Source organism: Pseudomaricurvus sp. HS19 (assembly GCF_009857815.1).
Lineage (GTDB): Bacteria > Pseudomonadota > Gammaproteobacteria > Pseudomonadales > Cellvibrionaceae > Pseudomaricurvus.
The window spans coordinates 451,518-474,991 of sequence record NZ_WVVW01000002.1 but is presented as its reverse complement, the minus strand read 5'-3'; the positions used below and the strand labels follow the sequence as shown (position 1 = coordinate 474,991).

At 60.0% G+C, this 23,474-nt stretch carries 18 protein-coding genes; 12 read left to right on the top strand and 6 right to left on the bottom strand.

Annotated features, from left to right (window positions below):
* Positions 1-89 precede the first annotated feature (89 nt).
* Positions 90-1,649 (top strand): phosphoenolpyruvate carboxykinase, encoded by a 1,560-nt coding sequence (locus GSF27_RS09885; protein ID WP_160968450.1) that lies wholly within the window; start codon positions 90-92, stop codon positions 1,647-1,649.
* A gap of 117 nt (positions 1,650-1,766) precedes the next feature.
* Here the strand turns inward: GSF27_RS09885 and GSF27_RS09880 are convergent, their stop codons facing one another.
* The 6 genes from GSF27_RS09880 to gshB form a co-directional block, all read right to left on the bottom strand.
* Positions 1,767-2,456 (bottom strand): alpha/beta fold hydrolase, encoded by a 690-nt coding sequence (locus tag GSF27_RS09880; RefSeq protein WP_160968448.1) that lies wholly within the window; start codon positions 2,454-2,456, stop codon positions 1,767-1,769.
* Between the two features lie 10 nt (positions 2,457-2,466).
* Positions 2,467-3,381, bottom strand: a complete 915-nt coding sequence (locus GSF27_RS09875) for a lipid A biosynthesis acyltransferase (RefSeq protein WP_160968446.1) — start codon at positions 3,379-3,381, stop codon at positions 2,467-2,469.
* Between the two features lie 59 nt (positions 3,382-3,440).
* Positions 3,441-3,860 (bottom strand): Holliday junction resolvase RuvX, encoded by a 420-nt coding sequence (ruvX, locus tag GSF27_RS09870; RefSeq protein ID WP_160968444.1) that lies wholly within the window; start codon positions 3,858-3,860, stop codon positions 3,441-3,443.
* 28 nt (positions 3,861-3,888) lie between these two features.
* On the bottom strand, positions 3,889-4,440 hold the full coding sequence (locus GSF27_RS09865; RefSeq protein ID WP_237457473.1) for a YqgE/AlgH family protein: 552 nt from the start codon (positions 4,438-4,440) through the stop codon (positions 3,889-3,891).
* Positions 4,441-4,524: 84 nt separating this feature from the next.
* A complete protein-coding gene (locus tag GSF27_RS09860; protein ID WP_160968440.1) occupies positions 4,525-5,418 on the bottom strand; it encodes an energy transducer TonB in 894 nt (297 codons plus the stop codon).
* A 21-nt stretch (positions 5,419-5,439) separates the two neighbouring features.
* Positions 5,440-6,393 (bottom strand): glutathione synthase, encoded by a 954-nt coding sequence (gshB, locus tag GSF27_RS09855; protein ID WP_160968438.1) that lies wholly within the window; start codon positions 6,391-6,393, stop codon positions 5,440-5,442.
* Positions 6,394-6,821: 428 nt separating this feature from the next.
* Here gshB and pilG point away from each other — a divergent pair, with 428 nt between their 5' ends.
* From pilG to GSF27_RS09800, 11 genes are all read left to right on the top strand, one after another.
* Positions 6,822-7,217, top strand: a complete 396-nt coding sequence (gene pilG, locus GSF27_RS09850; protein WP_160968436.1) for a twitching motility response regulator PilG — start codon at positions 6,822-6,824, stop codon at positions 7,215-7,217.
* Positions 7,218-7,356: 139 nt separating this feature from the next.
* Positions 7,357-7,719 carry a twitching motility response regulator PilH gene (pilH, locus tag GSF27_RS09845; RefSeq protein ID WP_160968434.1) on the top strand — a complete coding sequence of 121 codons (363 nt, stop codon included), beginning with the start codon at positions 7,357-7,359 and terminating at the stop codon, positions 7,717-7,719.
* Between the two features lie 24 nt (positions 7,720-7,743).
* The gene (locus GSF27_RS09840; RefSeq protein ID WP_160968432.1) at positions 7,744-8,316 is read left to right on the top strand and encodes a chemotaxis protein CheW; all 573 of its coding nucleotides are present in this window, start codon (positions 7,744-7,746) and stop codon (positions 8,314-8,316) included.
* A gap of 247 nt (positions 8,317-8,563) precedes the next feature.
* Positions 8,564-10,753, top strand: a complete 2,190-nt coding sequence (locus GSF27_RS09835) for a methyl-accepting chemotaxis protein (RefSeq protein ID WP_160968430.1) — start codon at positions 8,564-8,566, stop codon at positions 10,751-10,753.
* Positions 10,754-10,775: 22 nt separating this feature from the next.
* Entirely contained in the window at positions 10,776-11,633 is an 858-nt protein-coding gene (locus GSF27_RS09830) for a protein-glutamate O-methyltransferase CheR (RefSeq protein WP_160968428.1), read from the top strand.
* 51 nt (positions 11,634-11,684) lie between these two features.
* Entirely contained in the window at positions 11,685-18,542 is a 6,858-nt protein-coding gene (locus GSF27_RS09825; RefSeq protein WP_160968426.1) for an Hpt domain-containing protein, read from the top strand.
* Between the two features lie 6 nt (positions 18,543-18,548).
* Positions 18,549-19,484, top strand: a complete 936-nt coding sequence (locus GSF27_RS09820) for a chemotaxis protein CheB (protein ID WP_160968424.1) — start codon at positions 18,549-18,551, stop codon at positions 19,482-19,484.
* Positions 19,485-19,502: 18 nt separating this feature from the next.
* The gene (locus tag GSF27_RS09815; RefSeq protein WP_160968422.1) at positions 19,503-19,991 is read left to right on the top strand and encodes a chemotaxis protein CheW; all 489 of its coding nucleotides are present in this window, start codon (positions 19,503-19,505) and stop codon (positions 19,989-19,991) included.
* Between the two features lie 58 nt (positions 19,992-20,049).
* On the top strand, positions 20,050-21,411 hold the full coding sequence (locus GSF27_RS09810; protein ID WP_160968420.1) for a hypothetical protein: 1,362 nt from the start codon (positions 20,050-20,052) through the stop codon (positions 21,409-21,411).
* A gap of 71 nt (positions 21,412-21,482) precedes the next feature.
* Positions 21,483-21,845, top strand: coding sequence for a hypothetical protein (locus GSF27_RS09805; protein ID WP_160968418.1), 363 nt, complete (start codon positions 21,483-21,485; stop codon positions 21,843-21,845).
* 28 nt (positions 21,846-21,873) lie between these two features.
* On the top strand, positions 21,874-23,418 hold the full coding sequence (locus GSF27_RS09800; RefSeq protein WP_160968416.1) for a diguanylate cyclase domain-containing protein: 1,545 nt from the start codon (positions 21,874-21,876) through the stop codon (positions 23,416-23,418).
* The last annotated feature ends 56 nt before the right edge of the window (positions 23,419-23,474 follow it).

Here is a 23,474-nt window from a genome sequence, read left to right as displayed (position 1 = left end):
TCGCCAGGCTGATGAAACCCTGTAACCAAGGTTGTGTACTGGTGGGAATTAAAGTTAATGGCCACAAAGCTGACAGGACTACATACCAAATGACACAGATTGATGACACGGCCCCAACAGTCTACACCGACCTCACCTCAGCCCAGCTGGTTGAGCAGGCGATCCAGCGTGGTGAGGGCTATCTGGCTCACACTGGTGCACTGGTGTGTGAAACTGGTAAGCGTACCGGCCGCTCTCCGGCAGACCGCTTCATCGTGGAAGAGCCTTCCACTGCCGAAAGCATCGATTGGGGTTCTGTAAACCGTCCTTTCCCTGCCGACAAATTCGATACCCTGTGGAGCCGTGTTGAAGAGCACGTTTCCCAGGTAGATACCTTTGTATCCCACCTGCACGTGGCCGCCGATGCCGACCACTACCTGCCGGTTAAAGTGACCACCGAAACCGCGTGGCACAACCTGTTCGGTCGCAACATGTTCATCCGCACCGACAACTACAACCCCAAGTCCAAGGAAGAGTGGAACATCCTGCACGCCGCCAACTTCGTGTGCGAGCCAGAGCGTGATGGCACCAATTCCGAAGCGGTTGTGATCGTGAACTTTGCCCAGCGCAAGGTGCTGCTGGCCGGTATCAAGTACGCCGGTGAGATGAAGAAGTCCATGTTCTCCGTGCAGAACTTCCTGCTGCCCGAGAAAGACATCATGCCGATGCACTGCTCTGCCAACGTTGGCAAAGACGGTGACACCTGCCTGTTCTTCGGCCTGTCCGGTACCGGTAAAACCACCCTGTCTGCTGACCCTGAGCGTTTCCTGATTGGTGATGACGAGCACGGCTGGACCAAGGGCGCTGTATTCAATATGGAAGGTGGCTGCTACGCCAAGACCATCGACCTGTCCCAGAAGAACGAGCCGGTTATCTGGGATGCCATCAAGTTCGGTGCCATCGTTGAGAACGTTCCTCACAACGACAAGCGCGTACCTGATTACGCCGACACCAGCCTGACCGAAAACGGTCGCTGCTCCTACCCGCTGGAGCACGTTGAGCTGCGTGTTGAAGAGAACCGTGCCGGTGAGCCGAAGACCGTTATCTTCCTGACCTGTGACGTTTCCGGTGTACTGCCTCCGGTTGCCATCCTCTCCAAGGAAGCCGCGGCTTACCACTTCCTGTCCGGTTACACCGCTCGCGTTGGTTCCACCGAGATGGGCGCCGCCGCTGGTATCCAGCCTGCGTTCTCCACCTGCTTCGGTGCGCCTTTCATGCCGCGCCCTGCCCGTGAGTACGCCGAGCTGCTGATGAAGCGCGTAGAAGATTCCGGTGCCAAAGTGTACCTGGTGAACACCGGCTGGACCGGTGGTGCCGGTGGCCCTGGCGGTGCCGGTTCACGCTTCCCGATCCCTGTGACCCGCGCTGTTGTAGCAGCCTGTCAGAGTGGTGCGCTGGAGAACGTGGCTACCGAGTCCCTCGACACCATGAACCTGCAAGTACCTGTCGAAGTACCTGGTGTTGACGCCAAGTACCTCAACCCGCGCAAGGCGTGGGCTGACCAGGCCGCTTACGACGACGCAGCCGCCAAACTGGCTGGCCTGTTTGCGCAGAACATCAAGAAGTTTGATGTCAGCGCCGACGTAGAAGCTGCCGGCCCCAGAGGCTGAAGACCGTGGAGGGCTGGCTGAGGCCAGCCCGGACACAAAAAACCGCGCTTCGGCGCGGTTTTTTTACGCCTGCGATTTTGTGGGCAGGAGGGCAAGAGGGGAGGAAAGCAGGGACGGCTAGCGCGAGAGGAGATCCGCCAGTGCCGCCGGGCTTTCCAGTGGCACCATATGACCGGTGTCGGGCAGCAGGGTCAGCTGCCCGGCTGGCAGCTCTGACACCAGCGCCTGCAGCCAGGGCAGGTTCACCAGCGGGTCCTGGTCGCCGACAACGAAATGCACGGGCAGCTGCAGCTGACGCAGCAGTGGTGCCAGGTCGAGGCGGTTGGTAGTGGCGCTCAGTTGCTGTATCAGAACCGCTTCACCCAGGCTGGCATCCATATCGCGAATAATCTGTTGCAGCGCGCTGTTGCCATGGTTGTTGCTGGCCAGCATCTGCCGCACCTTAATCTGGCTGATGCCACGATAGCCGTACTGGCCAAGGCTCTGCAGCAGGGATTGGCGCTGCTGGACTTCTGCCTCCGGCAATGGGCAGGGTGAGTTGGCGATCACTGTCAGCGCGCTCACCTTGTTGGGGTGGCGGCAGGCCAGTTTGGCGGCCATATACCCCCCCATGGAGAAACCCACTACCCGGTTCGGGCCGTCGGGCAGCTGGCGGGCCAGCTCGGTGACTATGGCTTCCAGGTTGGGGGCATCGGGAATGGGCAGGTGCACCGGCTTCACCTGTGGCAGCAACGGCCACAGGTATTGCCACAACCGCTGGTCGCACATGGTGCCGGGAATAAAGTAGGTGGGGGTGCTTTCGGTCATGCGGGGCCCGTCACTGGTAAAGTTTGCCCTTGCCCTCAGGCTGGGTTTTAAAGCGGCGGTGGGTCCACATGTACTGTGTGGGGGCGCGGCGGATGCACTGCTCCAGCGCGCCGTTGATCAGGGCTGCATCGGTGGTGTCGTCGCCACTGGGGAAGCCTTCCGGTGACGGCAGGAATTCCACCCGGTAGCAGCGCGCCTGGTCGTCGCGATAGCAGGAGAGTATCAGCACCGGTGACTGGTTGAAGCTGGCCAGTTTCGAGGTGGCGGTAATGGTGGCTGCATTGACCCCGAAGAAGGGCGCATAGACGGAATGGCGGCGGCCATAGTCCTGGTCGGGCGGGTACCAGACCAGCTCGCCTTTTTTCAGCAGGCGCAGCGTGCCGCGCATATCCGAGCGGTCGACAATGCCTTTCATAAAGCGTTGGCGGCCGTTGAGGATGTAGGCGTCCAGCACCGGATTGTTATTGGGACGGTAGATGGCGTAGGGGTTGCAGGCTACGGCCGCGGCGGCACCGCCGAGATCCAGATGGCTGTAATGGGCGCCCAGCAGCAGCACGCCGCGCCCCTGGGCAATGGCCTCGTCCAGCAGGGCCTTGCCTTCGATCTCGACCTTGTAGGCCCAGTGCTCCACCGGTTTGCGGTAGGCGTTGGTGGCCTCCACCAGCCCCAGCATGTTGTTGAACAGTACCTCCCGCACCTGGCGCTTGTGCTCGGCGTCACTCCACTCCGGGAAACAGAGGCGCAGGTTGACCTCGACGATATGGCGGCGGCGGGGGATCAGGAAATAGCTGGCGGCGCCCATGGCGCGGGCAATGACCACCTGCAGGGTCCAGGGCAGCATGCTCCAGAGGTTGAGGAGCCAGACGGATATCCAGGCCACCCAGTTTCGGGGCGCATAGAGATTATGATTTTCGGGTTTGGCCATAGGCTGGGAAGGATCGTGCGTAAAAGCCGGGATTATAGCAGCGATTTTCTGCTGCGGGTTCAGAGTCCCTGCTGGCCGAGCCAGCTTTCCACCAGCAGGCGGGCGGCAATGGAGTCGATGGGGGCGTTGCGGTAGTTGCCCTTGTGGCCCCGGGAGGCGGCTTCCTGTTTGGCCTCAAAGGTGCTGAGGCGTTCATCCACCAGTTCTACCTGTACGCCGAAGCGGCCATGGACCCTATTGGCAAATTTGCGGGCCCGCAGGGAGAGGTCGCTGTCGCTGTCGTCCATATTGAGGGGCAGGCCCACCAGCACCAGGTCCGGTTTGTACTCGCCCAGCAGGCGGCCCAGCTCATCCCAGTCGGGTATGCCGTCGCGGGCCCGCAGTGGTGCCAGCTCGGAGCTGCTGCCGGTCAGCGTCTGGCCGCTGGCGACGCCGATATTGCGGGTGCCGTAGTCGAAGGCCAGCACTGACTTATGCATACAGGGAGGTTCCGGGCTGGCCCGCCGTTCAGGCGTGGCCTGCCGTTCCGGAGATGAGGTTGAGGTCGATGCCCAGCTGGCGGGAGATGGCGCCCCAGCGCTGCTCAATGGGAGTGTCGAACATGAGCGCGCTGTCGGCAGGCAGGGTCAGCCAGGCGTTGTTGGCGATCTCGTCTTCCAATTGGCCTGGCGCCCAGCCGGCATAGCCCAGTGCAATCAGGAACTGCTGCGGGCCGGTGCCGTTGGCAATGGCATCAATGATATCGCGGGAAGCGGTGAGGCTGACATCGCCTGACACCTGCAGGCTGGATTCCCAGTCGTAATTGCTGGCGGGGTGCAGGATAAAGCCACGCTCCGGTTGCACAGGTCCGCCGCACAGCACCGGGGTATCGGCACGTTGCTCGTCACTGCACTTCAGCTGCCGGTAGATCTCGTCCATCTCGACACCCAGTGGCTGGTTGATCACCAGTCCCATAGCACCGGATTCATCGTGCTCGCACACATAGGTGATGGTGTGCGAGAAGATGGAGTCGTTGAGGCTCGGCATGGCAATGAGGAAATGGTTTCTCAGGCTGCTCATGGTGTCTCTGCTGTGGTCGTCAATCATTCTGCCCATGACCCTAGTATTGGGGTGCTGGCGGGCGAATACAAGCCGGCTGGCGCGTTAATTATTTTGCGCGCTGGTGGAGAGTCCGGTCAGCTCGAAGTGCCAGGTGCGGATAATCTCCAGCTGATCGGTGGTTTTGCGGATTTCCGGGGGGAAAGGGGCGAACGGTGAGGAGAGGTGCACGATTTGCAGGGCGGCGTTGTCCAGCACCTGGTAGCCCGAGGAGTGCAGTATCTCCACCGAGTGGATGGTGCCGTTGGGGCGCAGCACGGTAAGCAGGCGCAGGTTGCCGACAATACCCTTGCGGATCGCCTCTTCAGGGAAGTTGCGGTTTCCTACCTGTTCCACCTTGCGGGTCCATTTCGCCAGGTATTCGGCATCGGCGGAGGCTTTGGCTGCCACCGAGGTGATGGTGCGTACCCGCGGCCGGCGGGCCATGGCCTGTCGCTGCTCATCAAGCTTGGCGCGCAGGCTGGCAATCTCGCTGCTCAGTGGTGTGTCCAGGGGATCCTGTCCGGGCTGTTGTTCAGCCTTTTCCGGCGTCAGGGCTTTCTGGCTGAGGCGGTAGGGGCTGTCGCCCACGGTGGTGACCAGTTGCAGCTGCTGCTCGGGTACGGGCTGCGCCGCTTTCACCTGGGGGGTGGGGCTGACTTCGCGGATACGGCTGTCCTCGATGGGGGCCAGCTGGTCGGTGGTCATCTGCCGCGAAAGGTCGGTGGTGCCGCTGGCCTGTTGGTTGAACTGGGCCAGATAATCGGCTTCCTCCGGTACCTTGGCGCTACTGTGGCTGGCCAGGGTGATCTCCAGGGTGGGGGGCAATTTAGTAGCCGGATCCACCTTGAAGGTGATGCCGAGGATCAGCAGGGCGTGCAGCGCCAGCGCAAGGAACAGGGTAAAGGTGAGCCGGTCGCCGGTATCGGTGCCGGCGTCCAGGAGAGTGGCGGATGACATGGTGTGGTGCTTAACTCCGGCTCAGCGGTCTGCCAGGCGGGCAGCGATCGCGTCCATCAGGCGGTCACCAATGCGGGTGTCGTAGGCCTTGTCGATCTCCCGGGCACAGGTGGGGCTGGTGACGTTGATCTCGGTGAGGTAGTCACCGATCACGTCCAGTCCCACGAACAGCAGGCCCCGCTCCTTCAGGGCCGGAGCTACCTGGCTGACGATCCACTGATCGTGCTCGCTCAGGGGCTGGGCCACGCCGGAGCCGCCGGCGGCGAGGTTGCCGCGGGTCTCACCTTCGGCGGGGATGCGGGCCAGGGCATAGGGCACCGCTTCACCGTCTATCACCAGGATACGCTTGTCGCCGGCCTTGATTTCCGGGATATAGCGTTGCGCCATGATCAGGTGCTGGCCGTGGTCGGTGAGGGTTTCCAGAATGACGCCCACATTGGGGTCGTCGGCCTTGCAGCGGAAGATGCCGGAGCCACCCATGCCGTGCAGGGGCTTGAAGATGACGTCTCCGTGCTGCTGGTGGAACTGGCGCAGTTGCTGGCTGTTGCAGCTGACCAGCAGCGGCGGGCAGCACTGGGGGAAGCGGGTGGCAAAGATCTTCTCGTTACAGTCCCGCAGGCTCTGCGGCTTGTTGACGATCAGGGTGCCGCGGGCTTCGGCGGCCTCCAGCACATAGGTGGTATAGATGAAGTCTGTGTCGAATGGCGGGTCCTTGCGCATCAGTACCACGTCCAGCTCCGCCAGTGGCCGCAGGCTGGTATCACCCAGCTCAAACCAGTGTGAGGCATCGGCGAACACAGTCAGGGGGCGCATGGTGGCCATGGCTTCGCCATGGTCGAGGCTGAGATCCCCGGGCAGCATATAGTGCAGTTGCCAGCCCCGTTCCTGTGCCGCCAGCAGCAGCGCCAGGGTGGTGTCCTTGTAGTAGGTGATGTTCTCGATGGGGTCCATAACAACCCCCACTTTAACGGTCATGATGCACGGCCCCGTCGCGATCTGATAATGCGCTGTAAGGTAAGGCGTAGCGCCGGTGAAAGCAACAACAGGCGGGAGGGAGCTTGCGAACTACCGCACGCTTATAACCAGTTTGCTGTACCGAATCGACAAACTGGATGCAAATATCCCACTTAGCTGTTTGCTTTCAGGCACTTATAGATTAAAGCGATTGAGTGTGTTAAAACGTGGCATGTCGCGGCAGCCCCCGGGTTGCAGCCATATTTCCCTGCGTTGCCCAAGGATGGAAGCTGGGGCCGGCAGTTTCGTCGGACACCACTTGGCAAAAGCGTTTTATAAAGTGGTAAGGATTGCCATGAGGGGCGGGCAATAGACGTGCTGTTCAGAACTGTCGATAAAGGCAGCGTTCGGTCGACTATAGCAATAAGAATGTATTGGGGTCAGAGTGTATGGATGTGAACCTTGAAAGCCTTAAGGTGATGGTTATTGACGACAGTAAAACCATCCGCCGGACGGCTGAAACCCTCCTGAATAAAGCAGGTTGTACAGTTATCACGGCAACAGACGGCTTCGACGCCCTCGCCAAGATTGCTGATACCCGACCTGACATCATCTTTGTCGACATCATGATGCCTCGCCTGGATGGCTATCAGACCTGTGCTCTGATCAAAAACAACAGCGAGTTCAAGTCGACGCCGGTCATTATGCTCTCCAGTAAGGATGGTCTTTTTGACAAGGCCAAGGGCCGCATTGTCGGCTCTGACGAATACCTCACCAAACCGTTCAGCAAGAATGAACTGTTGGGCGCTATCGAAACCCACGTGAAGGCACGTCGCGCATCCTGACGATCGGGTGTGCCGCCTGTACGGGTTAGATGGCTGGAATACAGAGAGCCTACTGAGTTAACAAAAAAACCAGAAAAGCAATGTAATGACGATCGGCAAAAGCCGGTCGATAGGTAAGCAAGGCGATCCAGGAGTGCCCATGGCAAAAGTATTAATTGTTGATGATTCACCCACTGAAACTCACAAACTCACCACCATTCTGGAAAAGAATGGCCATAACGTCATCACTGCAGAGGCGGGTGAGATGGGAGTAGCAACGGCTAAATTGGAACAGCCGGATCTGGTGCTTATGGATATCGTAATGCCTGGCCTGAATGGCTTTCAGGCCACCCGCCAGCTGAGCAAGGCAAAGGAAACGTCGCACATTCCGGTCATTATCGTCTCCACCAAGGATCAGGAGACGGATCGTGTCTGGGGTTTGCGTCAGGGCGCCAAAGCCTATCTCACCAAGCCGGTGGATGAGAAACAACTGATGCAGGTCATCAGCGAAGTCATGGTGTAAGCGGCAGAAGCTGCAGGAATAAGCATGTCAGAGGATAACTCTACAGCCGAAGCCGTTGACCAGGGGAGCCGCGTCGCTTACGAGGCGCTGGCTTCACTGGCATTGCAGTGTCGCAGCCACGCTCGTGGTTTGCCGGCACAGGTTGATATCACCCCGCAGTGGAGCGGGGTGGCCTTCGAGCTGCTGGGGCGCCGGTTTGTGGCGCCGATGGGGGAAGTGTCGGAGATTCTGGAAGTGCCACATTACACCCGCATCCCGGGTGTAAAGCCCTGGGTGCGCGGCGTAGCCAATGTCCGCGGCCGTCTGTTGCCGGTCTGTGACCTGGCCTCCTTTCTGCACGATCGTATTCACTCCTCCCGCAAACAGCAGCGCGTACTGGTGCTGGAACTGGACGACCTGTACAGCGGTTTGATGGTCGATCGGGTCTACGGGATGCAGCACTTCCCGGTCACCGATTATGACGCGGATTACGAAGTTGATGGCGCGGTCGCGGCTTACTGTGATGGTTGCTACCGGGTTAACGGTGTTGAGTGGGCGGTGTTCAATCCCTCCCGTCTCAGGCTGGATCTGAATTTTATGCAGGCCGCACAGGCGTAAGCCGGGTGTCGGCCTGTGTTGGTATGAACACAGGGTGTCCGTCGTGCAGCACAACTGCCGACGGGTAAAAAATAGTTTTAATAAAACCAGGAATTGATAACCGGTCACCCGGTTAACAACAATCCAGCCCGCGGTAGCGAGGGCGAAGTGTTTCACGGTTTGTACGGGTTCCGGCCCGGGCAAAAGTGGCATCGCGTTTTCAGTACTGGTAAGGGCAAATACGCAACGTCGGTCAGGAGCGCGTAGCATGAAAAACCAATCCAGTAACGTCTTTGCCGCTGTCAGGGCAAACCGAACCGTGACGGTTCTGGTTATCGCCCTGGTAATGGCTCTAGTTGGCGCGGTAGTCAGTATTATTCTGGTGCAGCGCGATGCCAGTCGCGACCAGGATTATCTGCAATTGACAGCGGACTTGCGGGCCTACTCATACCGGGTGAGCTCCCTGTCACGGGATGCCACTTCCGGCAACGAGGAGGCGTTCGGTGAACTGCAGTCGGTACTGAAAAGTATGGAGCAGGTCTGGGGCAAATTGAGTGCTGCCGACCCGAATACCCGCGCTGCACTGGCTGATGAGCTGGGCAGCTACAGCGGTATCTGGAAAAAGGTGCAGTCGGATGCGCAGACCATCATCGACAACAAAGACACCATTATCTTCCTCAACGACGTAGCGATCACCCTGAACGAATCGCTGCCCGAACTGCAGGCCGAGCACAACTACATTGTAGAGATCCTGCTGGAAAATGACGCACCGGCGGATCAGGTGGCGGTAGCCCAGATGCAGTCCTGGCGTGCGGAACGTATCGGACGAAACGTTGACAAGATGCTGCGGGGCGGTACCGACGCCGACACTGCCGCGGACCAGTTCAACCTCGACGCCAACCTCTTCGGTAAAGTACTGCAGGGGATGAAAGAGGGCGACGTTGCCATGAGTATCTCCCGCGTAACCGATAAGGACGCGGTGGAATCTCTCAACGATATTACCGACCTGTTCCAGTTTGTGAGCTCCTCGGTACAGGATATCTTCGAGGCGTCTCCTGCGCTGTTTAAAGCCCGTCAGTCTGCCAACGCCCTGCTGGATAACTCGCCACTGCTGCTGGAAGCCCTGAACGAACTGTCAGATGGTATCGCCGGCTTGTCCAGCTCCCGCCGTAACAACAACTCCACGTCGCTGGGCCTGGGTGTCCTCGGCGTTGTGTTCCTGCTGTTACTGGGTGTGAACATCTATAGCGGCACCAACCGCCGTCTGAAAGAGACAGCGGAAACCAACAGTCGTAACCAGGAAGCGATTATGCGACTGCTGGACGAACTGGCGGACCTTGCGGACGGTGACCTGACCACCACCGCGACGGTAACCGAGGACTTCACCGGTGCGATCGCTGACTCCATTAACTTCACCATTGACCAACTGCGGGTACTGGTATCGCGCATTAACGAAACCGCGGTGGACGTATCGGCGGCGGCGGAAGAGACCCAGCAAACTGCACTGCACCTGGCCGAAGCATCCGAGCACCAGGCGCAGGAGATTGCCGGTGCATCGGCGGCGGTTAACGAAATGGCGGTCACCATTGACCAGGTATCTGCCAACGCCTCTGAATCAGCGGCGGTAGCGGAACGCTCGGTATCCATTGCGAACAACGGCGCCAAGGTGGTACAGAACACCATCCACGGCATGGATACCATTCGTGAGCAGATTCAGGACACCTCCAAGCGTATTAAACGACTGGGTGAATCGTCCCAGGAGATTGGTGACATCGTATCTCTGATTAACGACATTGCGGACCAGACCAACATTCTGGCACTTAACGCGGCCATCCAGGCATCGATGGCGGGTGACGCCGGTCGAGGCTTTGCGGTGGTAGCGGACGAAGTACAGCGTCTTGCGGAACGTTCTGCAGCGGCAACCAAGCAGATTGAGGCGCTGGTTAAAACGATTCAGAACGATACCAACGAAGCGGTAATTTCGATGGAACAAACCACCGCCGAGGTGGTACGAGGCGCCCGCCTGGCACAGGATGCGGGTGTTGCACTGGAAGAGATTGAAGGCGTATCCGCCAACCTGGCAGAACTGATTCACAACATTTCCAGCGCTGCCCGTCAGCAGGCCACATCTGCTGGCCACATCTCCAACACGATGAACGTGATTCAGGAAATTACTTCCCAGACATCCGCCGGTACCGGTGCGACGGCAGACTCGATTGGACGTCTGGCCGAGATGGCACTGGAACTGCGTGAGTCGGTAGCTGGCTTCACCCTGCCGGAAGAGGCGGTTAACGACGAGCCTGAGCTGGACGATGACGCTTACGCCTTCGCTGACGACCTGACCGCCGGTGATGCCGCGGCGGATGAGTTGGCGCTGGATTTCAGCATGGATGACGCTGATGCAGATGCTTATGCCATGGAAGAGGGTGAAGAACCGGTGAAACGGTCCGCTGTATAAGCGACCGTAGAATCGCAGATATATGTCATGGTCTTTGCAGAAATCCCCCGAGCTGTCCGATCTGCAGTTTGAGCAGTGGAACAGGTTGCTGGAGGAGCGTACCGGGATACAGGTCGCTCCCCACCAGCGGGGCTTTTTGCAGATGCAGCTGACGGCGCGAATGCGCGAATTGGGGATCAATCATTACGGTCACTACTTCAATGAAGTGTCCGCCGGCCTCAAGGGGATGGTGGAGTGGCTGGTTCTGGTGGACCGCTTGCTGGTCAAGGAGACCCGGTTTTTTCGTCACCGGGATTCCCTCGAAGCCGTGCGACGCCTGGTGCAGACACGGATTAACAACCAGCAGCTGCAGGAGAACTTTGAGGCCTGGAGCCTGGGCTGCGCCACCGGCGAAGAGCCCTACTCACTGGCCATGGTTATCAACGACTGTTTCGCGTTGGCGGGACTGGAACCCTTGTTTGGCATTACCGCGACGGATGTCAGCCAGCCATCACTGCAGCGCGCCCGCGAGGGGGTCTACAGTAGTCGACGACTGGAGCCGCTGACCGATAACGAGCGCCGGCGCTACTTCCGGGCGGTGTCGCAGGGGGCGGATAACTGGCAGGTCACCAGCGGTATCCGTGAACGGGTCTGCTTCTCCTACGGCAACGTCCTGCAGGTGGCTGAGATGCCACTGGTGCCGATGGATGTTATCTACTGCCAGAATCTGCTGATCTACTTTCGGCGCTGGCGGCGCCGGGAGATTCTCAACGAACTGGCACGGCGGCTGAAGCCCGGTGGCATGTTGGTAATCGGTCTTGGGGAAGTCATTGATTGGGTGCACCCTGATCTGCAGCGAGTCGCTGATGACAGGGTTCAGGCGTATGTACGCCGGCGTTGAAGGGCTTATGGTCCGCCGCCGCCTAAATTATAAGTAAGGGGATATCTGCTCATGGCAGAAAGCCGCAATTTTGCAGCGTTGGACTGGGTAATCGGCGAGATTGAGGAGACCCTCAATCTGGCTCGCCAGTCGCTGGAAGCCTTCGTGGAGAATCCGCAGGACTCTACCCGTATCCGTTTTTGCCTGACCCACATCCATCAGGTACACGGCAGCTTGCAGATGATCGAATTCTTCGGTGCTGCCCTGCTGGCCGAAGAGATGGAAGCTGTGTCGCAGGCAATGATGAATGGCTCGGTACAGAAGGAGCGTGACGCGCAGGAAGTGCTGATGCGCGCAATCCTGCAGCTGCCCATTTATCTGGAGCAGACCAAAAACCGACGCCGGGACGACCCCGCCAGCCTGCTGCCTCTGCTCAACGACCTGCGTGTGGCACGGGGTGCAGAGCTGCTGTCCGAAAGCCAGTTTTTCAGCCCCGACATCAGTGCTGCCAAACGGGTACGAGGCACGCCTAACCCGTTGCAATCCAACGACGTGCAGTTTCGCGCCCTGGCGCACAAGCTTCACCAGATGTACCAGTACTCCGCGGCCGGCCTGATCAAGGGCGTCAACGTTGATGAAAACCTGCGTTATCTGGAAAAAGTATTCAGTCGCCTTTTCACATTGACCTCCGGTACTGCCCGCCAGCCATTGTGGGACATCTCCCTGGCGCTGGTGGAAGGGGTGGACGCCGATCAACTGGATCTGAGCGTCTCCTTCAAGTCCGTATTGCGGCAGCTGGAAAAGGAAATCCGTGTTCTGGTGCAGTACGGTACCAAGCCGCTCTCCAGCTTTCCCCGCGATGAACTGATCAAAAACGTCCTCTATTACGTGGCGCGCAGCAGTCACAGCTCTCCGCGTATTGAACGACTGAAGCAGGATTTCAATCTCTACGACCAGCTGCTGGACAGTGGCAGCAACGACAGCGCTTACCTGATGGGACCGGATCCGGAAACCATCCGCACTGTGGTGCAGGCCCTGAACGAAGAGCTCTCTGCCATTAAAGAGGCGCTGGAAGTGGAGCTGGCTCACGAGCGCGACAATGCCGTAGCCGATGCCCTGCCTATCATGAAACGTGTGGCTGACACCCTCTCGGTTCTGGGTGTCGCCGATTTGCGCAGTGCCGTTGTGGATCAGGCCGACGCCCTGGAGCAGGCGGTCGCCCATGACCGCCTCACCCCCCAGATACTGGCTCGCGCCGCAGACCAGATTGTGGATGTCGAGCAGCGTCTCAGCATCATGGCCGCTGCCGCCAGCGAGCCGGCGTTGGCACAGCAGACCCCGGCCCAGGTCCAGATCAGCCAGGCGCAGGAGTCAGTGTTGCGCGAAGCGCGCAATGGTCTCGAGCAGACCAAGGACTCCATCATTGAGTACATCGCATCCCAGTGGGATGGCCAGCATCTGGTGAATGTACCCCGCTTGCTGGAGGAAGTGCGCGGTGGACTGACCATCATTCCGCTGATGCGCCCGGCAGAAATCCTGCGCTCCTGCAGCGCTTACATTCAGCACGAACTGCTGAGTGGAGATCGCACGCCGGAGTGGGGTGCACTGGATACCCTCGCCGATGCCATCGCCAGTGTGGAGTACTACCTTGAGCGCCTGAGTGGTAACCGCGACGACGCCGACGAAATGTTGCTGACACTGGCGGAAGAGAGTGTGGAGTCTCTTGGCTACGGTGTTGGCAAACCCTTCGGCAAAAAAGTCAGCAGTGAAACAGTACAGCCTCTCTCCCTGGTCAGCAGCAATGACGCCGATGATGTGGTGGAAGATGCCAGCGAGATGCTCATCTACGACAACGTCGACATGGCGGACGAGGCGGCAACGCCCGACCACTCCGTGGAGGCAGTCGCCAGTGATGATGATGTCTCTTTGTCGGAGACTACCGCCGATGACGTTGTTGAGCCGATCTCTGTTGCCACGGCCGCCCCGGAGTCAGCGGAGCTCACCGATGCTGCCGCCGCCGAAATGCACCCTGCTGACGAGCTGGACGATGAGATTCTCGAAATTTTCGTCGAGGAAGCACGGGAAGTACTGGAAAACATCGACGAGTTTTTCCCGCGTTGGGCCAGTGACTTCAATGACAGTGAAGCCCTGACTGAATTCCGTCGTGCGTTCCACACCCTCAAGGGCAGTGGTCGTATGGTGGGCGCCCTGGATATTGGCGAGCTGGCCTGGAGCATTGAAAACATGCTCAACCGTGTGCTCGACGGCTCCGTTCAGCCTCACCAGACGCAGGTGGCCCTGATTGACCGGGTACGCCGCGTGCTGCCGTCCTGTATCGACGCCTTTGAAGCCAAACAGCCGACACCGGATCTGCCGAAGCTGCACCAGCTGGCCGCCTGGGGCGAGGCCATCGGCACGGGCGCGCAGCCGCAGGAGCTGTTGCAGGATGAAGAGACTGTCGCAGCCGATGCGGACTCCACCGCGGGACTGCTGGACGACGAAGCTGACGATTCCAACGCGGTGCTGTGGGAGATCTTTGGTACCGAAGCACTGACTCACCTGGCGGTAGTCGAGGCGTTTGTGGCCGAGATGGAGCAGGCAGCGCCTCTCTACTCGCCGCCAAGCGAAGCCATGCAGCGCGCCCTTCACACCCTCAAGGGCAGCGCTCACATGGCGGACGTGCACGAGGTGGCCGAGCTGGCGACCCCGCTGGAGCGTTTTGCCAAGGAGCTGCGCACCTACCAGGTCAGTATCGATGACGACATCCTGCAGCTGATCAAGGATGGCGCGGTCTACACACACGAGGCCCTGGAGCAGATCCGCGCCGGCGAGCAAAACATTACCATTGCCCGCCTGAGCCAGTACCTGGCGCGGGTGGCGGAACTGCGCGATCGCACGGTCGGGCCACTGATTCGCCAGCAGGAAGAGAGCAAGGCCGCAGCCGTGGATCCACAGCTGCTCTCCATCTTCATGGCCGAAGAGATGAAACTGCTGCTGGATGCGGATGAAATTCTGCGACAGTGGCAGCAGCAGCCGGCCAACCCGGAGCGCCTGCCGGAGCTGGTGACCGAAGTACATACCCTGGCCCGCGGTGCACAACAGGCTAACCTGCCGCCCATGGCCGTCCTCGGCTGCCAGCTGGCGCGGGTCTATGACACCCTGGATGGCAACCTGCAGGGTCTGAATGACAATGACTTTGCCACCCTGCAACACGCCCACGAAGTGCTGCTGGACTTGGTGGATGCGGTAGCCGCCGGACAGAACCTGAACGACGCCCCCGCTGAACTGTTGCAGGCACTGTCTACCCTGGCTGAGGCGCACGCCCCGGATATCCCGCTGCTCAGTGAAGGCTTTGACTCTGTTGTTGAAGAGCCCTCAGCGTTTGAGGAGCCCTCCGCGTTTATTGAAGAGCCTTCAGCTTACATAGAGGAGCCTTCAGCGTTTATCGAAGAGCCTTCAGCTTACATAGAGGAGCCTTCAGCGTTTATCGAAGAGCCTTCAGCTTACATAGAGGAGCCCTCAGCGTCTATTGAAGAGCCCTCAGCGTTTAACGAAACGGCTCCGCTATCCGGTAATGACGAGTTCACCACTCTCCCGCAGGATACCCACGCCTATGACGCACCGGCGTTTGGGGATGAGGGCACCGGTGATGGCGGCACAGAAGATACCAGTGGCTGGCTCGTGTCGGACGATGTGTCCGACACCATCGGGATTGGCGAGACCATCAGCTTTGACGAGCTGCCGGTTATCACGACCGACGACGGTGACCCGGATCCGGTGACCGCCGAGGACGCCGGGCTGCCGGGTGTCGAGCTTACCTGGAACGATAATGCCGCAGCGGCCAGCAACGACAGCAGCAGCGACTGGCTGGTAAGCGACCCTGTGTCCGATAACCTTGTGGATACAGCGGACGGCCTGCAGTTGGGTGGTGAGGAGACGGTAGCCGCTGAACAGAACGACGAGCCCCAGGGCGTCAGCCTGTTCGCACCGGAAAACGAATTTGATCTGCCGCTGAGCCCGGAAGAGCGTCACGCCCCACTGCGCACCCATGCCACTTTTGAGGATCTGTCTGCGCCTCAGGACAGTGGCAGCACCGAGTTGTTTGATAGCGTCAGCGACGATGGTTTGCTGGACACCGGCCTTGATGCGGGCGGTGTTGCAGCTGTGGAGAACGACGACAGCACTGTGCCGGAATTTACGGACGGTTTCCTGGTAGAGGCGGTGGACGCCGCGGGCGACAGCTTTACCGGCAACGACGACACTTCCGGCCAGTCGCTGTATGGCGATGACAATTCCCCGGTTGACGACGTTGTACTGGAGAACGACTTTGCCCCGGTTGATGAACTTGCGTCGGATGACAGTTTCGCCACTTCGGTCTACGGCAGCGACAGCCCTGCGGCCTTTGGCAGCGATGCCGCCCCGCAAGAGGCGTTTGACAGCAGCGATATCGACCCGGAAATTATCGAAATTTTCCTGGAAGAAGCGCAGGAACTGGTGGAGGAAGTGGAGCAGTCGGTACACGACTGGTCCGAGAACTGGGGCCTCACCAGCGCCAGTGAAGAGCTCAAGCGTGCCCTGCACACCCTGAAAGGTGGCGCCCGCCTCGCCGGTATGGTGGGCGTGGGTAATCTCGCCCACGATTTCGAAACCGACGTTATTCGCGGCGCCGACAACAACCAGATCGATCACGCCTTTTTTGCCCGCCTCAACCAGTATCAGGACCACATCCTGCGCGGTGTCGAGGCGGTGAAGTCGGCCATGGCCGGCGACGGTGACCTGGTTGCCGCATTGTTGCTGCAACCAGCTGCTCTCGATGCAGAGTCGCAGCCGGTAACAGACGAGCCGTCTGCCGGAGCGGACGAAGCAATAGTCGTGGCGGAGCCGGAAATGCCGACTCCACCCGCGGACACTGCGGCGGCAGGCGATACCAGTGGCGCCGAGATACTGCCTTTCACCCCGCGGGATAACATCCCCGTAGTCAGCAGCGGCGACGATTTCAGTGTGCCGGCGCGGCGCAGCGGTTCGTCCCCTGCCGGCGGCGGTACCAACGCCGTGGCCTCACCCCTGCAGGCACGCCGCTCGGCACCGCAGGAAGTGGTCAAGGTATCCGCCGAACTGCTGGAGGACCTGGTCAACCTGGCGGGTGAGACCTCCATCAGCCGGGGCCGGATGGAAGAACAGATGAGCGAACTGGGTTTCGCCATCGAAGAAATGGATGCCACCATCGGCCGTTTGCAGGAACAGTTGCGACGCCTGGATATCGAAACCGAAGCACAGATTCTGTTCCGTCAGGAGCAGATGGCAGAGCTGGAGGATTTCGATCCGCTGGAGATGGACCGCTACTCACAACTGCAGCAGCTGTCGCGCTCCCTGATTGAGTCGGCGTCCGACCTTATGGACCTGAAGACGACGCTGTCGGATAAAACCCGCGACACCGAGACCCTGTTGCTGCAGCAGTCGCGCATTAACACCGAACTGCAGGAAGGCCTGATGCGCTCGCGCATGGTGCCTTTCTCGCGCATGGTACCGCGCCTGCGCCGCATCGTGCGGCAGGTAGCCAGCGAACTGAACAAGCGCGTCAACTTCGAGCTCGACAATATCGAAGGCGAAATGGATCGTACCGTACTGGAGCGCATGGTGGCGCCGCTGGAACACATGCTGCGTAACGCGGTCGACCACGGTATTGAAGCCCCGGGCGAGCGTATGGCTGCCGGCAAGGCCGAGACCGGTCGTGTCATCCTGAGCCTTGGTCGTGAGGGCGGCGATGTGGTCTTGCGGCTGATCGATGATGGTCGTGGTATCGACCTCGAGCGGGTGCGGGCCAAGGCCATTGAGCGGGGCCTGATGAGCGCCGAGGCGCGACTCAGTGATAGCGATGTCATGCAGTTTATTCTGCACGCCGGTTTCAGTACTGCCGAAAACGTCACCCAGATTTCAGGCCGCGGGGTCGGCATGGATGTGGTGAACTCGGAAATCAAGCAGCTCGGCGGCTCCATGACCATCAACTCGCGTTTTGGCGAGGGTTCGGAATTCGTTGTACGCCTGCCGTTTACCGTTTCGGTCAACCGCGCCCTGATGGTTCGTATCGGCGAGGACCGCTACGCCGTACCACTCAACACCATTGAAGGTATTGTGCGGGTCAGCCCGTTTGAACTGGAGCACTACTACAACAATCCTGACGCGCGCTTTGAGTATGCCGGCGAACAGTATCAGGTGCGTTACCTGGGGACGTTGCTGAACAGCCACGCGCGGCCCAAGCTGGAAGGCCAGGCGATGCCGCTGCCGGTAGTGCTGGTGCGCACGGCACAAAACGCGGTGGCGTTGCAGGTGGACCTGCTGATGGGCAGCCGCGAAATTGTGGTGAAGAGCCTCGGTAGCCAGTTCGCCACGGTGACTGGTGTTTCCGGTGCTACCGTAATGGGTGATGGTAGCGTGGTGGTGATTCTCGATCCTTACGCCATGATCCGTCAGGTGGCGGCATTGGCACAGATGCCGGAGACCCTGTTGGGTGAAGCGACCGAAGCGAGTGTCGAAACCGTTCGCAAGGTGCTGGTGGTGGATGACTCGGTAACCGTGCGCAAGGTGACGTCGCGCTTCCTGGAACGTGAAGGCTACGAAGTCTTCACCGCCAAGGACGGTGCCGATGCCATGGTGGTACTGCAGGATCTGGTGCCGGACGCGATGTTGCTGGATATCGAAATGCCGCGCATGGACGGCTTCGAAGTGGCGAAAAATGTCCGTTCCAGCAGCCGCCTGAAAGATATTCCGATCATTATGATCACCTCCCGTACCGGTGCCAAACACCGTGACCGGGCGCTGGGCCTGGGGGTAAATATCTACATGGGTAAACCCTACCAGGAAGACAAACTGCTGGAGAACATCCGCAGCGTGCTCGGCGAAACCGTGTCCGGGACGGGCTTGCAGGACTAATACCCCATGCCGGCATTGCGTATCGGCGTACTGGCAGGCAGTGCCCTGCAGGGTGGGCGTCTCAGGCAATTGATTGTCGGGGCCGGCCACTCTGTGACGGCCATGCTGCAGGCGGATGAGGGTGGTGCCGCGGCGCTGTTGGCAGAGGATGGACAGGTGGATGCCTGGCTCGTTTCCCTACCGCAGGAACTGACTCTGGCTAAGGCCCTTACCCACTCCCTGGCGCAACTGCAAAGTCCGCTGATTGTGGATGATGACCCGGGCAGTGCGGACTTGCAGCCACAGTGGTCGCGGCGCATAACGGACAAGCTGAGTGGGCTGTCCGGTGAGCTGGATACGGCGGCGGCCGGCGTAGCAGAGGCGGTTTGGGTGCTGGCGGCCTCCACCGGTGGTCCGGAAGCGGTGCGGGAATTTTTTGCGCGACTGCCGGCCGATCTGCCGGTGGCATTTGTCTATGTGCAGCACATCAACCCGGGCTTTGAAACGTCGCTGGTGGAGATGTTGAATCGCCACAGTGAATATCCGGCACAGCTGGGTGTGCCGGGGAGCCGGCTCCGTCGTGGCACCACGACCGTGGTAACCGCTGACTGCCAGCTGGAATGGCTGGGCAACGGAGTTGCGCAAGGGGGACCCGGTCCCTGGCCTGGCCCCTACCAGCCCTCCGTCAATCAGGTGGTTGCCAATCTGGGCAGCCGGTTTGGTCGCCGTTGCGGGGTGATGGTGTTCTCCGGTATGGGGGATGATGGGGCCCTGGCGGCACGGCTGCTGGCGCAGCGCGGCGGCCATGTGTGGGTGCAACAACCGCAAACCAGTGCCGTGGATGCCATGCCGCAGGCCGCACTGGAGACAGGGGTGGTGACCGAATGCGCGAGTCCCGCCGAACTTGCAATGCTCCTGGCGACTCGCCTGCAACAGCCGCAGGCGAGCGATACAGGGCGTTGATCATTACAGGTATTGTGAATGGATAGTGCAACGCAACTTATTGAAAGGCAGACGATGGAGTCCATCGCCAGCCTGCAGATTCCCATGCAAAACCAGATGCTGCTGGTACCCACCGTAACCGTCGCGGAAATGGTGCCCTACAGCCAGCCGCAAGCGGTGGCGGGTGCGCCTGAGTGGCTGTTGGGATCTTTTACCTGGCGTAACACCGAAGTGCCACTGCTGGCGTTTGAGGTGCTCAACGGTGCGCCGGCACCGGTGCCGGGAGAGACATCGCGAATTGCTGTATTCAATAACACCGGTGTCAGTGACGAGCTGCCGTTTATTGCGCTGCTGACTTCCGGTATTCCCCGCCTGTTGCGTATTGTTGAGGGCGACCTGCAATTGCTGGCAGAGGGTGAGCCGGGTTCCGTCGCCCGCGTGCTGGTGGGCTTTGAGGATAACCCGATGATCATTCCCGATCTCACTGTGCTGGAGCAACGCTACATCGACTGGCGCAACGGCTACTGAGTCAGGGGACACCGGCGAGAAGACGTAACCGCTGGCAGGGGAGTGAGCCAGCGGCCACGTGGACAACAATAAAACGGTAGACAAGGCAGTGACCCGCATCGCTAAGGCTGCAAAGGGGGCAGCATTAAATATCCCTGTAATCCCGCAAGGGGTATTGGACGTTTCCCGCGTTCTCCCTGCAGCTGTCAGCGCGCTGCTGGCACTGTGCCTCTGCTTTTCCCACCGACCCTTGGCCGCCGACCTGTACCTGCACGGGTTTGGCACTCTGGGGATCAGTCATTCCGACAGCGAGCAGTACGGCTGGCGCCCGACCATGGATCTGGACGGCTCTTACGATGGCCAGTGGGAAGTGGCTAATAACTCGATTCTCGGCCTGCAACTGGATGGGGTGTTCAACCCTCGCCTGAAGGGCAGCCTGCAAGTGGTCGCCAGGCAGCGACAGCATAACGGTCTGGAAGATGTGCTGGAGTGGGCCTACCTCGGCTACGACCTGAGCCCGGGTCTTGAGTTGCGGCTGGGTCGTATGGGCCTCTCCAATTACCTGCTCTCCGATTATCGCAACGTGCGTTTTGCCCAGCTCTGGACACACCCCCCGACCGAGTACTATGGCCAGCTGCCCCAGCATCACAGTGACGGCGTGGATATCACCTACAGCCATCACGATGGTGACGGGCTGTGGCGCTGGCGAACTGGCATGGGCACTACCGATCTGGCGTTCTACGTTGGCGATGCTTTCCCGGGCTCCGGGGGCGAGGTCGACAGTGTGGATATGATTCCGGGTTACCTGTCGGCCCTCAGTTACGAGACCCAAAACTGGCGCGCCCAGATATCGGTTACGGCGGCGCGCATGGAAGAGGACTACGCATCCGGGCAGCCGCTGCGGGATGCTTACGCCTATCTGGAGTCATTGGGTTTTGAGGGAGCCGCCGACTACGCCGGTCGCTGGGAGACCCGGGGTAAATGGGTCTATTACGGGGCTGCCGGTGTCGCCTACGACAATGGTCAGTTGTTGGTGCAGGCGGAACTCAACCAGATCGACTCCGAAGCGGAAACCATCAATAGCTCCGTCAACGGCTACCTGTCTGTGGGGCGGCGCATGGCGGCGCTGACCTTGTACGGGGTCTATGGTTACGCCCACTCCAATGGCGATGCTTCCCGTGCGCCCCGCTACCCCGTGCCTGGCGGTGCAGAGCTGGCGGTGGTTTCCGACCTGGTGAGTGTGACAACCCGAGCTAACCAGCAGACGCTGGCACTGGGCCTGCGCTGGGACCTGCACCCGCAACTGGCATTGAAGGGCCAGTGGGACAGAAGCTGGGTGGAGCGGGATGGGATCATGCTGTTCAGCCTTGCTGACCTGCAGCAGCCCCTGACGGATGAGCGGGTGGATACTTTCTCCCTGCAGCTGGATTTTATTTTCTGATGAACCGCTGCCGTCTGCTCCTCATTGCCTTGTTGCTCGGCTCTCCACTGTGCTGGGGAGGAGGGGACATTGTGGTTGTGGTCAATCCGCACAACCCGGTGCCGGCGCTGAGTCGTGGCGAGGTGATTGACCTGTATATGGGACGCCTGCGGCAGTTCCCCGATGGCCAGGGGGTGGCGCCGGTAGACTATGTGGCGGAGCTGCCGATCAAGACCGCGTTTTACTACCAGCTGACCCGCAGAAGTCTGGCGCAGATCAACGCTTACTGGGCCAGACTGTTGTTTAATGGCAGCGCCAGGCCACCGCTGCAAGCGGAGAGTGCCCGCGACGTGATCAAGGCTGTGGCGACCGATCGGGCTGCCATTGGCTACATCTATGCAAACGAGGTTACGGACTCTGTCAAAGTCGTCGCGCGTCTTACAGCGGATCCCTAGATCACTGCCATTACGATTGACGTTGTCGATGTTGGTAACGTCAGCGCTGGTGGCCTGTCTGATTGGTTTTATCACCTTTCAGCGGATCTATCACGATGAAGTGCAGGCCTCCACCCAGGCCGTGCGCCAGCTGGCCGCGACTGTCAAAAATACCGTTTCCATTGCCGCCTACCTGCAGGACCAGCAGCTTGCCCGCGAAGTGGCCGATGGTCTGCTGGGCAACGATATTGTGCAGGGTGTGGCAGTACACAGTGACAACCGCCTGCTGGTTGACGCCGGCGTCACCGAATGGGATGCCGACTATCAGGCTGAATGCCTCTCCCTCTCTTCGCCGTTTGTAGTGGAGGAGCGGGTCGGCAGCCTCTGTCTCTACCCCAGCCGCAGCTATTTTGAGCAGCGAGCGACGCAGCGGGCGCGCAGCCAGATCAGTGTCATGCTGGAATTCGGGGTGGTATTGATGCTGTTGTTGATGACCGTGATGCATAGGCTGTTTTCGCAGCCGATCAAGCTGCTGTCCCGGCATCTCCACAGCTTTACCCTCAACAACCCGCAGCCGTTGGTGGTGCCGAAGTTTCACCAGGGCGATGAGATCGGCGCCCTGTTCGAAGACAGTAACAAACTGCTGGGATCGGTGGCGGAGGCGTTCAAGCGCGAACGTGCCCTGCGTCAGGAGATGGAGCAGCTGGAGAATCAGTTCCGCCACATATTCGAACAGGCCAGCAGTGGCATCGCCATTCTCGATCTGCAGGGGGCGCCCAAGGTGCTCAATCCCTCTTTTGAATCCATGATTGGCGCCGAGGCAGTGGCAGGTATCTGCGCCGGCACCATGGCATTTGAGGAGCTGGCGGTAAATCGTGATGAGCTGGCGCGGGCAGTTGTGCACGCTGCCCACACCCGCGATGTGGTGAATACCGATATTGAGCTGGCGCTGGGACCACGGCAGGGTGCCTGGGTGCACCTGGCCATGTCGCGGGTGGATGAGGCTGATGGCGATTGCTATCTGGAGGTTCTCAGCTATGACGTCTCCGAGCGTCGTGAACGGGAGGCGCAGTTCCGCCTGGAGGCCGAACACGATCCCCTTACCGGTGTGCTTAACCGGCGGGCCGGTGTACGTCGTATTGAAACCCTGCTGCAGGATATTCAGGCGACCGGACGGCAGTGTGCGATCTTTATGCTCGACCTGGACCGCTTTAAACCACTGAATGACGCCTTTGGTCACGATGCCGGTGACCACGCGCTGGTGTGGGTGGTGGAGCGTCTGCGTAAGGTGACCCGCGGCGGCGATATCATTGTGCGCTGGGGCGGTGATGAATTCCTGCTGGCGGTAGAGCTGCCACATGGCATGGAGGATGCGGATCAACTGGCAGGTCGTATCCTGCAATCGTTTGAACAGCCGCTGACGCTGGCGGATGGCCAGCGCGCCAGTCTGGGTGCCAGTATCGGTATTGCCATGTCGCCCCAACATGGCAGCGAATTACCCATGTTGATTCAGTATGCGGATCAGGCCATGTATGCGGCCAAGATTGCCCAGGGTAATCAGCGCTGCTTTTTTCAGTTGGTCGCCGACAACTGAGTTTCCCCTGCAGCACTGCAGTCGGTGAGCTGGTCTGGCAGCACAATCTGTCATAA